The sequence below is a fragment of the Bordetella genomosp. 5 genome (assembly GCF_002261475.1).
Lineage (GTDB): Bacteria > Pseudomonadota > Gammaproteobacteria > Burkholderiales > Burkholderiaceae_B > Bordetella.
Window position 1 is genome coordinate 40,826 of the sequence record NZ_NEVN01000003.1, and the last position, 12,328, is coordinate 53,153.

Here is a 12,328-nt window from a genome sequence, read left to right on the forward strand (position 1 = left end):
CGGGCGCGTCACCCCACGGGAACCCATAATGAGCTGGATCGAAAAACTCCTGCCGCCTCGCATCAATAAAACCAGCGACAGCGGCCAGCGTCGCGTGCCGGAAGGCCTGTGGGTGAAGTGCCCATCCTGCGAATCGGTGTTGTACAGCGAAGACCTCGCCGCCAACCTGCACGTCTGCCCGAAGTGCGATCACCACATGCGTATCGGATCGCGCGCGCGCATCGATTCGCTGCTCGACGTCGAAGGCCGGGTCGAGATCGGTCAGACCACGCGTTCGGTCGACTCGCTCAAGTTCAAGGACACCCGCAAGTATCCCGAGCGTCTGGCCGAAGCCACCAAGCAAACCGGTGAAACCGACGCGCTGATCGTCATGAGCGGCGCGATTCGCGGCGTGCCCACGGTGCTGGCCTGCTTCGAATTCGAATTCATGGGCGGCTCGATGGGCTCGGTCGTGGGTGAGCGCTTCGCGCGTGGCGTTCAGGCCGCGCTCGAGCACAAAACCCCCTTCATCTGCGTGGCGGCCTCGGGCGGCGCGCGGATGCAGGAGAGCCTGCTGTCGTTGATGCAGATGGCCAAGACCAACGCGATGCTGACCCGCCTTGCGGCCGAGGGCCTGCCGTTCATCAGCGTGCTGACCGATCCGACCATGGGCGGCGTGTCCGCCAGTTTCGCTTTCATGGGCGATGTCGTGATTGCCGAGCCCAAGGCGCTGATCGGTTTTGCCGGTCCGCGCGTGATCGAACAGACCGTGCGCGAGAAGCTGCCCGAGGGCTTCCAGCGCGCCGAGTTCCTGCTGCAGAAGGGCGCGATCGACATGGTGATCGATCGCCGCCAGTTGCGCGAAGAGATCGCGCGTCTGCTGGCCTTGCTGAGCAACCAGTCGGCCGACGTGGTGGCCGCGGCCTGATCGCAGCCCCTCTCGCATGACCCGAACGGGCCGCTTTCGCGGCCCGTTTTCTTTGGGCCTCGAACCGGTTCGCGCGCGCTCGCGGCCGCGGATTATTCCACCCTTGCGGATAATGGATTTGATTGCTCCAGCTACCACACGATTTTGTGTTTGAGGTGTTGCGCGGCGTACACAATCAGACCGTTCCTATGAGCTCTTTTCTGATAATGTCAGTTGTGTTGCTTCCTGATCAGATTGGAGTTCTCTCTCATGCAAGGCAAATACAAGAAAAATGTCCTGGCTGCCGTGATCGGTGCGCTGCTTGCAACGTGTGGCGTGGCCCAGGCTCAACAGCAGGGCACGCAAGGAGGTGTGGGTCTGCACCTCGGCATCGGCGATCACTACAAGCGCCTGACCCTCAACTACGAAACCCCCTCGGTCTGGTCGTACGAGTTTGGCGGCAACTGGGGTCGCCTCGATCTGACGCCCGAACTCGGCGTGTCGTACTGGCAGGCCAACGGCTCGCGCAACCCCGGCCATGTGTGGCAGGCCAACGCGATCCCGATGTTCCGCTGGTGGACCGGCGAGCGCTTCTTCATCGAAGCCGGTATCGGCGCCACGGTGTTCAGCTCGACGCACTTTGCCGACGAGAAGATCAGCACCGCCTTCCAGTTCGGTGATCACATCGGCCTGGGCTTCCTGATCAACAAGAACAACCGCATCGGCCTGCGCTATTCGCATTTCTCGAATGCCGGCATCAAGCGCCCGAACCCGGGCCTGGACGTCGCGCAGCTGACGTACGTGTACCAGTTCTGAAGCCCCGCCGGCCCGTGCGCCGGCGCTTCAGTACCGACCCGCCGCGAGGCGGGTTTTTTATTGGCCGCGCGCCGCGGTGACGCCACGGCGAATTCGGGCGGCCAATGAAAAACCGCCCTCCGAAGAGGGCGGTTTCGCTGCGGCGCTGCCGCGGTGAGAGGCGAGGCGGGAAACCCGCCGTCGCATCAGTGCTGCGTTTCGACCTGAACCAGGGGTTCGTTCGAGACGGCAGCCACCGGCTTGCGCTCACGGCCCAGGCGCACGGGCGTCTGGGTGGCAGCGATGCTTTGCTGCGTTTGTGCGTGGCGTTCCGGGTTGGTCTGGACCCAGGTCAGGCCGGCGGCGTTGACCACGGCGTTCAGCGCCTGCTCGCCGCGAACGACGATCGGGGCGGCAGCCGGGGCAGCCGGGGCAACCTGTGCCGGAGCAGCCGGAGCAGCCGGAGCAGCCGGAGCGACCGGTGCCGCGGCGGCGGGGGCCGCTTCGACCGGCGCCGCGGGCGGCGTCACGGGCGCCGGAGCCGGCGCGGCCGGTTCGGCGGCTGCGCTGCTGGCCGGCTGTGCGGCCAGGGCGTCGGCCGGGGCCTCGACCTTGACCGGCTCGACCGGCGCGGGAGCAACGGGTGCTTCCTCGGCGGCTGCCACCTGGACGGGCGCTTGCGGCGCCGCGGCGGGGGCTTCCTGGACCGGTGCCGAGACCGGGGTCACGGCCTGCGACGGCGCCGGGGTGACCGGTGCGCCTTCGGTGGCTTCGGGGTGTTGCGGCGCCACGAACGGGGCTTCTGCGGCGTCGTCGGCGGCATCGCCGTCTTCGGCCTGACCATCGGCGTTCAGCACGGTACCGTCTTCCTGGCTGCGGCGGCCACGGCGGCTGCGGCGGCGGCGGCGCTTGCGTTCCGGATCCGCACCGGCTTCACCGGTGTCGGTGCCGTCGATCGCATCCACGCCGGTATCGGCATCCGTAGCGGCTTCAGCGGGCTGGGCAGCCGGCGCCACCGGGGCGGCGGCGGGGGTGCTGGCCGGCAGGGCCTGCGCCACGCTTTCCGCCAGGGCGGCGACCATGCTTTCCTGCTCGCTCATCGGCGCGTCGCTGGCGCCTTCTTCGCGACGGTTGCGGCCACGGCCACGGCGGTTGCGGCCGCTGCGTGCCGGCGTGCCGTCTTCGTTGAGCTCGGGCTGAGCCGGGCGGTCGGCGCGTTCGCTGCGGTTCTGCTGGACGGCGGCGGCCTGCTGGGCGTCGCGCTCGGCGCGGCCGTCAGCCTGGCGTTCGCCGCGAGCGGGACGCTCGCCGCGTTCGGCACCGCGTTCGGCGCGTTCTTCACCACGACGGCCACCACGGACCTGATGGCGACCGCCTTCTGCCGCTTCGCCTTCGGCATTGCCGCGACGATTGCGGTTGCGGTCGGAGCCATGACGTTCGCCACGGCGTTCCTGGCCATCATGGGCGCGCTTGCCGCGGCCACCGCTGTTGCGCTTGGCCGGGGTTTCTTCGGCGGCCGGAGCCGGCTTGGCGTCGCCGCCACCGGTCAGCCAGTTGGTCAGGCGCTTGAACCAGCCCAGACCCGAGCCGGCGGCCGGGGCCGGTGCGGCGGTGGCGGGCGTCGGCGTCGACACCGGAGCGGGCTGCGAGGGCGTGATGCCCTTGACCAGCGCTTCCGGACGCGACTTCACTTCGTTTTCGCTGGGCTGCCAAGCGACTTCGGTCGCCGGGGCCTCGGCCAGCTCGAAGCTGGTCTTGGTGTCTTCCAGGCGGGGATCGTCGTGGCGCAGGCGCTCGATGTGGTGATGCGGGGTCTCGAGGTGCTTGTTGGGGATCAGCACCAGATTGACCTTCAGGCGGGCTTCCATCTTGGCGATGTCGGCGCGCTTTTCGTTCAGCAGGAAGGTGGCCACATCGACCGGCACCTGGGCGTGCACCGCCGCGGTGTTTTCCTTCATGGCTTCTTCCTGGAGCAGGCGCAGGACTTGCAGCGCGCTCGATTCGGCATCGCGGATCACGCCGGTGCCGGTGCAGCGCGGGCAGGTGATGTGCGAGCCTTCGTTCAGGGCCGGACGCAGGCGCTGGCGCGACAGTTCCATCAGGCCGAAGCGCGAGATCTTGCCCATCTGGACGCGGGCACGGTCGAAATGCAGGGCATCACGCAGGCGCTGTTCGACGGCGCGCTGGTTCTTGCTGTCCTCCATGTCGATAAAGTCGATCACGATCAGACCGCCCAGGTCGCGCAGGCGCAGCTGGCGGGCCACTTCGTCGGCGGCTTCGAGGTTGGTCCGCAGGGCGGTTTCCTCGATGTCGGCGCCACGGGTGGAACGTGCCGAGTTGACGTCCACCGCCACGAGGGCTTCGGTGTGGTCGATGACGACCGCGCCGCCCGAGGGCAGTTGCACGGTACGGGAGTACGCGGTTTCGATCTGGTGTTCGATCTGGAAGCGCGAGAACAGCGGGATGTCGTCGCGATAGCGCTTCACGCGCTGGACGTTGTCCGGCATCACCACGGCCATGAAGGCGGTGGCCTGATCGGCGATCTCGTCGGTATCGATCAGGATCTCGCCGATTTCGGGCGAGAAGTAGTCGCGGATGGCCCGGATGACCAGGCTGGACTCGAGGTAGATCAGGATCGGGGCGGCGTTGTCGCGGGCGGCGACATCGATGGCGCTCCAGAGCTGCATCAGATAGGACAGGTCCCATTGCAGCTCTTCGACGTTGCGGCCGATGCCTGCCGTGCGCGCGATGATGCTCATGCCCTGGGGCACGTCGAGCTGTTCCATCGTGTCGCGCAGTTCCTGGCGGTCCTCGCCCTCGACGCGGCGCGAAACGCCACCGCCACGGGGGTTGTTGGGCATCAGGACCAGATAACGGCCGGCGAGCGAGATGAAGGTGGTCAGGGCGGCGCCCTTGTTGCCACGTTCTTCTTTTTCGACCTGGACGATCAGCTCCTGGCCTTCGCGCAGGGCGTCCTGGATGCGCGCCGTGCGCACGTCCACGCCTTCCTTGAAGTAGGTGCGGGCGACTTCCTTGAAGGGCAGAAAGCCGTGGCGATCTTCGCCGTAGTTGACGAAGCAGGCTTCGAGACCAGGCTCGATGCGGGTGATGACGCCTTTGTAGATGTTGCCTTTGCGCTGTTCGCGGCCGGCGGTTTCGATGTCGAGGTCGATGAGCTTTTGCCCATCGACGATCGCGACGCGCAGTTCTTCCTGGTGCGTCGCGTTAAACAGCATGCGCTTCATGAGAGGGTTTCTCCGTTGTCATGACGCGCCGATATCGGCGCGTGACCTCGGGTCACTCGGGCTGCGGACTGAAGCGGCAAGAAGAATGCGGACCGTACCTGGGCTGCGCCCAGGCGTATCCGCCGCGGGTCAGGCGGGCACGTCGTGCCGGTGTGCGGCACGGGGTTCTTTCAGCAGGGGGGTCAGCTTCACTGAATTGTGGTTGACGAAAAGATTGCTGTGAACGTCAGGTGCGGCGGGATGTCCTGCGCGCACCTGGTGCGTATAAATATTAGCGACGATTCTTGCGGTGCTTCAGAGCCGCTTGCGACTTGCGACGGTCATACCAGGAAGGCGGGCAAAGCGTGCCACACCACCGTCCGGCAGGACTCGGTCGAGCCGGCGACCAAGAGACCCCGGAGCTGAACGAGCAGGCGGTACAATGTTGGCCTACGCGCCCGACGGAGACGCGTGGATCGCTGGAATTTTTAAAGCTTGAAATGAATTCATTCAAGCGATTCCAAACAACATCCGCATCTCAACGCCAGACGGCTGGTACAGCTCTCGCAGGTCAGCCCCCTCAGTTCAGCCCCTTCAGGCTGTCCCGATTATATGCCGCTTTCCGCAATGCGCAAACAAAGTTCCCCTGCTGTTCCCCAGGTGCGCCTGGTCGAGGTCGACGCCGAGCAGGCCGGCCAGCGGATCGACAATTTCTTGCTGCGTCTGTGCAAGGGTGTCCCCAAAAGTCATATCTACAAAGCCATCCGTGGTGGCGAGGTTCGCGTAAATAAGGGACGTATTCAAGCCGAATACCGGGTCCAGGCGGGCGACATCGTGCGCGTGCCGCCGCTGCGGCTGCCCGACCCCGGCGCGCCCAAGCCTGTTCCTGCTTCAGAGTTTCCGGTCGTGTTCGAAGACGACGCCCTGCTGGTGATCGACAAGCCCGCGGGCGTTGCCGTCCATGGCGGAAGCGGCGTGTCGTTCGGCGTGATCGAGCAGCTGCGCGCGGCGCGCCCGGAGGCCCGCTTTCTGGAACTGGTGCATCGCCTCGACCGCGAGACCTCCGGGCTGCTGATGGTCGCCAAAAAGCGCAGCGCGCTGCTGGCCCTGCACGCCATGCTGCGCGAGGGCAAGGGCAACAAGCACTATTACGCGCTGGTCGAGGGCGATTGGGTCAACGACCGCCAGCACATCAAGCTGGGTCTCACCAAATGGACCACCCAGAGCGGCGAGCGCCGCGTGCGCGTCGACCCCGACGGCCAGTTTGCCCATACGATCGTGAGCCTCAGGCAGCGGTTCGGCGGCTACAGCCTGGTCGACGCCGAACTGCGCACCGGTCGCACCCACCAGATCCGCGTGCATCTGGCCGGCAGCGGCTTTCCGATCGTGGGCGACGATAAATACGGGCCGGATGAAACCCGCGCCCGGTTCGCGCGCATGGGCTTTAACCGCATGTTTCTGCATGCACACCAATTGACGATCGCCCATCCCCTGACGGGCGAAACCCTCAGGTTGACGGCCGAGCTGCCGGCCGCCTGCCAAAAGCTGTTGCAGCAACTGGAGACCGCCTGACATGGCCTATTCCCTCGTGGTGTTCGATTGGGATGGCACGCTGATGGATTCGACCCACAGCATCGTAGCCGCCATCCAGAACGCCTGTCGCGATCTGGACCTGCCCGTGCCCACCGCTTCGGCGGCGAGCTGGGTGATCGGGCTGTCGCTCGAGAGCGCGCTTCGCCGTGCCGTCCCCGAGCTCACCCCGGCCCTACTGCCGCGGTTTCTGGAGCGCTACCGCATTCATTACCTGTTGCGCGACCCCGAGCTGCGTCTGTTCGACGGCGCGCGCGAGCTGCTGACCGACCTGGCCAACCAGAATGTGCGTCTGGCCGTCGCCACCGGCAAGAGCCGGGTGGGCCTGGACCGCGTGCTGGCCGCGACCGGTCTGCGTCATATGTTCGATGCCACCCGCACCGCCGACGAGACCTTCAGCAAGCCGCATCCCGAGATGTTGCACCAGCTGATGCGCGAGCTCGTCGCCGAGCCCGCCGACATGCTTATGATCGGGGATACCTCCCATGATCTTCAGATGGCCGTCAATGCGGGCGTGCACGGGCTGGGCGTCTCGTACGGTGCCCATCCGATCAGCGATCTGGAGGGCTGCGCCCCGCAGGCCGTGGTCGACAGCGTGGCCGCCATGTCGGCCTGGCTCAAGCCCCGGGTCGGCGCGCCGGCATAAGGCCCCCGGGTCGGCGGGCGCCGGCATAGCGCCCCGGATGGGCGCGCCGGCATAGCGCCCCGAGTCGGCGCGTCGACATCAGGCCGTCTCCGCGTTCCCGCCGTGCCGGGAACGCCGCCGTGCCCGTGCTGTCTGAACGTTGCGGGAGAAACGGGAATAAATCGCTGGGCGGTTCCGTCTATCCTGTATTGGATGCTGCGCGGCGCGTCATGTGTCGCGAGCGTCGCGCTCTCGGGAGAAACGCATGTTCGTACGCAAGCCGGGCGATGTCCTGCCCTCCGAAATCACCCCCGAATCCGTCTGGCAGTCCCGCAGAGAGTGGATGCTGCGCACCGGCGCCGCCGCCGCGGCCCTGAGCCTGCCGGCCTGGGCGCGCGCCGAGGGCGACGCCCTGCCGGGCCGGGCGTCGCCCTTCTCGGTGATGGAAAAGCAGACGCCCATCAAGGACGTCACCACCTACAACAACTACTACGAGTTCGGCCTCGACAAGAGCGATCCGGCCGCCAATGCAGGCAAGCTGCAGGTGCGGCCCTGGACGGTCAAGGTCGAGGGCGAGGTCGAGAAGCCGGCGACGTTCGACATCGACACGCTGCTCAAGCTCGCGCCCATGGAAGACCGCGTCTATCGGCTGCGTTGTGTCGAGGGCTGGTCCATGGTGATTCCGTGGGTCGGTTATTCGGTGGCCGAGGTGCTCAAGCAGGTCCAGCCGACCAGCAAGGCCAAATACGTCGAGTTCGTCAGTGTGGTGCAGCGCGAAAACATGCCCGGCGTGCGCTCGGCGGTGCTCGACTGGCCCTATGTCGAGGCGCTGCGCATCGACGAGGCCATGCATCCGCTGACCATGCTGGTGTTCGGCCTGTACGGCAAGGTGCTGCCCAAGCAGAACGGGGCGCCGTTGAGGTTGGCCGTCCCCTGGAAGTACGGCTTCAAGTCGGCCAAGTCCCTGGTGGCGATCCGTCTGGTCGAGAAGCAGCCGGTCAGCTCGTGGATGAAGGCCGCCCCGCAGGAGTACGGCTTCTATGCCAATGTGAACCCCGACGTGCCGCATCCGCGCTGGAGCCAGGCCACGGAGCGGCGCATCGGCGAGGACGGTCTGTTCACGCCCAAGCGCAAGACCCTGGCCTTCAATGGCTACGCGGACCAGGTGGCGTCGCTCTACCAGGGCATGGATCTGAAGGCGAACTACTGATGCTGTTTACCGGAGTACGGGCGTGAGTCGCGCGCCCGCGGCGCCCGCGCCGCATCCCGCCTGGTCGGCGCGCGCCATCGCGCGCTTCAAGCCCGTTCTGTTCCTGCTGGGCCTGCTGCCGTTTCTGCGCTGGATCTGGCTGGGGTTCAACGATGGTCTCACCGCCAATCCCGTCGAGTTCCTGACGCGATCCTCCGGCACCTGGACGCTCGTCTGCCTGCTGGTCACGCTGGCGATCACGCCGCTGCGGCGCCTGCTGGGCCAGCCGGCCCTGGTGCGGCTGCGCCGCATGTGCGGGCTGTTTGCGTTTTTCTATGCGAGCCTGCATTTCTGTACCTGGGTGTGGTGGGATCGCGGGCTGGATCCCGCCGCGATGCTGCAGGACCTCGGGCAGCGGCCGTTCATCGCCGTGGGATTCGCCGCTTTCGTGCTGATGAGCCTGCTTGCGCTCACCTCCACGCAGGCCGCGATGCGGCGCCTCGGCAAGCGCTGGCAGACGCTGCATCGTGCGGTGTACGTGATCGGCCTGCTGGCCATCCTGCACTACTGGTGGCACAAGGCCGGCAAGAACGATCTGCGCGAGCCGCTCATCTACGCCGGCGTGCTCGCCGTGCTGCTGGGCTGGCGCGTCGTCGCGTGGTGGCGGCGCCGGCCGAGCCCGGCCTGAGCGGCCGCGGTGCCGCCGCACCCGTCAGGGCATGGCGAGCATGATGGCCGCGGTTTCGATGTCGGGCTGGCCGTCGTGGGTGGCGGGGCGATAGTGCATCTGAAATGCCGCCAGCACGTTGATGGTCGCCCGGTCGAGCTGGCCGTGCTGCGGCGTGTCGTAGCCCAGGCGCGCCAGTTGTTGCTGGAACCACGCCACGTCGGGCAGGCCCGTCGTCTGCATGCGGGCCAGGTGCTGCGCGGCCCCGGTCTCGTCGAACCAGCGGCCGATGCCGGCTTGCGCGAGTTGGCGCCACGGAAAGAGCGGGCCGGGATCGAGCTTGCGCTGCGGGGCGATGTCGCTGTGGCCCACCACGTTCTCGGGCGCGATGCCATGACGCCGGATGACATCCTGCAGCAGGGTGACGAGTGTCTGGATCTGCCGCGGCTGATATGGATGCCAGACACGCTCGCCGCCCGGCCCCTCGGTGAAGCCGGGGTTCACGACCTCGACGCCTATCGACGTGAAATTCAACGAGCGCTGGGCATACCAGGCGCTGGCGCCCGCGTGCCAGGCCGCTCGATTCTCGTCCACCAGCCGATAGACCTTGCCCGCCGGGGCCTCGGCCACGAGGTAATGCGAGCTGACCTTCGCGGTGGACAGGATGTGCAGCGACCGGGCGTCGTCGGACGTCGTGTAATGCAGGACCACATAGCGTGCGCGGCTGCTCTGGCCTTGCGCGGTGACGGAGGTGTCCAGATCGAGCCCCGCCGGACCCCGGCTGGCGCAGCCCGCCAGGGCCAGGAGGGCGAGCGCCGCCGCGCCGAAGCGTGCCGCGCCCGTCATTTGGCCGCCAGGAACAGAAATAGCGTCGGCTGTTTGTCGAGGTCGGGAGGCGGGCTCTGCTTCCATTGCGCCACGGTGCGGGTTATGACCCATTCCTGGGCGGTGGTCAGGGCGCGCGCCACGCACAGGCGCGTGTCGCCGCGCAGCGCGGAGAGCAGGGTGCCGAACATGGCGGCGTTGCGATAAGGGGTTTCGATCAGCATCTGGGTCTGATCGTTTTTGGCCGAGTGTTGTTCCCATGCGCGCAATTGTTTGGCCCGCTCGGCCGGATCCACGGGGGCGTAGCCGTGGAACGCGAAGCGCTGCCCGTCGAGCCCGCTCGCCATCAGGCCGAGCAGGATCGAGGAGGGGCCGACCCAGGGGCGCACCGGCAGGCCGAGGCGGTGCGCCACGGCCACCACCTTGGCGCCGGGGTCGGCCACCGCGGGGCAGCCCGCCTCCGACACCAGTCCGATATCGCGCCCCTCGCGCAGCGGCTCGAGCCAGCTTTCGATCTGGCGCGCGTCGGCCTTGTCGCTCAGGGTATGGATGGTGATCTCCTGGAGCGGGCGCTCCGTGCCGATCAGCTTCAGGAAGGCGCGCGCCGTCTTGGCGTTTTCGGCGATGTAGAGGTCGAGCTTGCCGGCCAGTGCCCGGGCGTCCGCCGGCAGCCAGCGTTCGACGGGCGACTCGCCCAGGCCCACCGGGATCAGGTGCAGGGCGCCGCTCATGCCTGCCCCGCGCGGTCGAGCGGATCCCAGCCGAAGCCGGCCAGGATGCGGGTGAGGGCAATCAGCGGCAGGCCGATGATGGCGGTCGGGTCGTCGCTCTCGATGCGATCCATCAGGGCGATCCCCAGGCTTTCCGCCTTGGCGCTGCCCGCGGTATCGTAGGGCGCTTCGGCGTGCAGATAAGCGGTGATCGCGGCCGGCGTGAGCACGCGAAAGCGGCAGCGCGTGACGACATCGACACGCTCGGTGCGCGTGCCGTCGGTCACGGCCATCGCACTGTGAAACTCCACCTCGCGGCCCGATAGCTGGGTCAGCTGGGCGTGGGCGCGGGCAAAATCGCCCGGTTTGCCGATCGGGCTGCCGTCGATGGTGGCGACCTGGTCGGATCCGATGACCAGCGCATCGGGGTGCCGGGCTGCAATCACGTGCGCCTTGGCTTCGGACAGGCGCAGTGCCAGCGCCGCGGGCGCTTCGCCCGGTTGTGGCGTTTCGTCCACATCGGGCGAAATGCTCTCGAACGGCAGGCGCAGGCGCGCCAGCAGCTCGCGGCGGTAGCGCGAGCTCGATGCGAGGATCAGGCGGGTTTGGGCGGGAGGCGAATCGGCTGTTGCAGACTGTGTGACGGGCATGCCAAGTTTGACGGTAGGCTGTAAGTCACGGTATTATCTAACGTTTTGCGGCATTTTGCTGTGCGAGGCAGCGGGCAGGCTCCGCTTTTGGGTGCAACCCGGGTAGCAACCTGAGTACCAGCCCGGGTACCAACCTGGGTGCCAACCCGGGTACCAACCTGGGTACCAACCCGGGTACCTTTTCAGGTACCCCCAGGTCCCCCCAGGTGCCAACCCAGCCCCGGCGGATTGTGCGCAAAAATCATCACGCATTCGATGCAGGAAGCTCATGAACGATAAGGCGAATACGGGAAAGTCGAGCGCAATCTCGGATGACCCGCGATTCGATGTGCGCCGCATCGATGCCATCGCCATGGCAAACCAGCGTGGGCACGCGCACGGGGAAGTCCCCATTGTGCGGCTCGACCGGTTTGTCGAGGGTCTGCCCGAGCAGGCCCGGCCGGATGAGAGCGGCGCCGGCATGGTCCGTTGGTCCGTGCAGGGCGAGCAAGGAAAAGGCACCAGCCGTTCTGGCGCGGTGATCGGCGGTCAGCCGCTACTGCAATTGCATGTGCAAGCCGCGCCGATTCTGGTGTGCCAGCGCTGCAATGCACCCTTTGTGTATTCGGTGGATTCCACCGTCGTGCTGCAACTCGTGGCATCCGAGGACGATCTCGAAGACGACCTCGGCGACCTCGATGAGCAGGGCGAAGATTTTGAGGCCGCGGCCAGACTACCCGAAAAGGTGGTGGGTTCGCATCGCTTCGATCTGTTGGCCCAGATCGAGGATGAACTCATCCTGAGCATTCCCTACGTGCCCCGGCACGAGGTCTGCCCAGGGCAGGAGGCCGTTTCGGACGAAGAAGTCGAGTCGCCCGAAGTCAAGCGTCCATCACCGTTTGCGGTGTTGGAACAACTGAAGCGCAAGAATTGAGATCAACTCGTGCCGCATTCGCGTACAATGCGGCCCGTTTCTAGGAGTCATCATGGCTGTTCAACAAAACAAGAAGTCCCCGTCCAAGCGCGGTATGCACCGCTCGCACGATTTCCTGACGAATCCCCCGACGGCCATCGAGCCCAACACGGGCGAATCGCACCTGCGTCACCACATCAGCCCCAACGGCTTCTATCGTGGTCGCAAGGTCCTGAAGACCAAGGCTGACGAATAAGTCACGCGTCGTCTCTCGT

The 12,328-nt window shown here is 66.6% G+C and carries 12 protein-coding genes; 8 read left to right on the forward strand and 4 right to left on the reverse strand.

All coding sequences use genetic code 11. The annotated features are described in order from the left end of the window. Positions 1–28: 28 nt before the first annotated feature. The gene (gene accD, locus CEK29_RS06050; protein ID WP_094798794.1) at positions 29–907 is read left to right on the forward strand and encodes an acetyl-CoA carboxylase, carboxyltransferase subunit beta; all 879 of its coding nucleotides are present in this window, start codon (positions 29–31) and stop codon (positions 905–907) included. 249 nt (positions 908–1,156) lie between these two features. Further along, on the forward strand, positions 1,157–1,702 hold the full coding sequence (locus CEK29_RS06055) for an acyloxyacyl hydrolase (RefSeq protein ID WP_094798795.1): 546 nt from the start codon (positions 1,157–1,159) through the stop codon (positions 1,700–1,702). A 185-nt stretch (positions 1,703–1,887) separates the two neighbouring features. Here the strand turns inward: CEK29_RS06055 and CEK29_RS06060 are convergent, their stop codons facing one another. Beyond that, positions 1,888–4,926 (reverse strand): Rne/Rng family ribonuclease, encoded by a 3,039-nt coding sequence (locus tag CEK29_RS06060; RefSeq protein ID WP_094857605.1) that lies wholly within the window; start codon positions 4,924–4,926, stop codon positions 1,888–1,890. A gap of 591 nt (positions 4,927–5,517) precedes the next feature. Here CEK29_RS06060 and CEK29_RS06065 point away from each other — a divergent pair. The 4 genes from CEK29_RS06065 to msrQ all read left to right on the forward strand — a co-directional run bounded on the left by CEK29_RS06065 (position 5,518) and on the right by msrQ (position 8,997). Next, on the forward strand, positions 5,518–6,477 hold the full coding sequence (locus tag CEK29_RS06065) for an RluA family pseudouridine synthase (RefSeq protein WP_094857606.1): 960 nt from the start codon (positions 5,518–5,520) through the stop codon (positions 6,475–6,477). 1 nt (position 6,478) lies between these two features. Continuing rightward, a complete protein-coding gene (locus tag CEK29_RS06070; RefSeq protein WP_094798798.1) occupies positions 6,479–7,141 on the forward strand; it encodes an HAD family hydrolase in 663 nt (220 codons plus the stop codon). A 244-nt stretch (positions 7,142–7,385) separates the two neighbouring features. After that, a complete protein-coding gene (gene msrP, locus CEK29_RS06075) occupies positions 7,386–8,330 on the forward strand; it encodes a protein-methionine-sulfoxide reductase catalytic subunit MsrP (protein WP_094798799.1) in 945 nt (314 codons plus the stop codon). 22 nt (positions 8,331–8,352) lie between these two features. Beyond that, positions 8,353–8,997, forward strand: coding sequence for a protein-methionine-sulfoxide reductase heme-binding subunit MsrQ (gene msrQ, locus CEK29_RS06080; RefSeq protein WP_094857607.1), 645 nt, complete (start codon positions 8,353–8,355; stop codon positions 8,995–8,997). A 24-nt stretch (positions 8,998–9,021) separates the two neighbouring features. Here the strand turns inward: msrQ and CEK29_RS06085 are convergent, their stop codons facing one another. The 3 genes from CEK29_RS06085 to CEK29_RS06095 are packed head-to-tail and all read right to left on the reverse strand — an operon-like array spanning position 9,022 to position 11,161. Next, the gene (locus CEK29_RS06085; RefSeq protein ID WP_094857608.1) at positions 9,022–9,822 is read right to left on the reverse strand and encodes an N-acetylmuramoyl-L-alanine amidase; all 801 of its coding nucleotides are present in this window, start codon (positions 9,820–9,822) and stop codon (positions 9,022–9,024) included. Further along, a complete protein-coding gene (locus CEK29_RS06090) occupies positions 9,819–10,532 on the reverse strand; it encodes an SAM-dependent methyltransferase (RefSeq protein ID WP_094857609.1) in 714 nt (237 codons plus the stop codon). The genes CEK29_RS06085 and CEK29_RS06090 overlap by 4 nt, the downstream gene beginning before the upstream one ends. Continuing rightward, on the reverse strand, positions 10,529–11,161 hold the full coding sequence (locus CEK29_RS06095) for a Maf family nucleotide pyrophosphatase (RefSeq protein ID WP_094857610.1): 633 nt from the start codon (positions 11,159–11,161) through the stop codon (positions 10,529–10,531). Before CEK29_RS06095 ends, CEK29_RS06090 begins: the two co-directional genes overlap by 4 nt. 352 nt (positions 11,162–11,513) lie before the next feature. Here CEK29_RS06095 and CEK29_RS06100 point away from each other — a divergent pair, with 352 nt between their 5' ends. Together CEK29_RS06100 and rpmF are read left to right on the forward strand one after the other, a co-directional pair. Further along, positions 11,514–12,074 carry a YceD family protein gene (locus tag CEK29_RS06100; RefSeq protein WP_255176084.1) on the forward strand — a complete coding sequence of 187 codons (561 nt, stop codon included), beginning with the start codon at positions 11,514–11,516 and terminating at the stop codon, positions 12,072–12,074. 52 nt (positions 12,075–12,126) lie between these two features. Next, the gene (gene rpmF, locus CEK29_RS06105; RefSeq protein WP_094798805.1) at positions 12,127–12,309 is read left to right on the forward strand and encodes a 50S ribosomal protein L32; all 183 of its coding nucleotides are present in this window, start codon (positions 12,127–12,129) and stop codon (positions 12,307–12,309) included. The last annotated feature ends 19 nt before the right edge of the window (positions 12,310–12,328 follow it).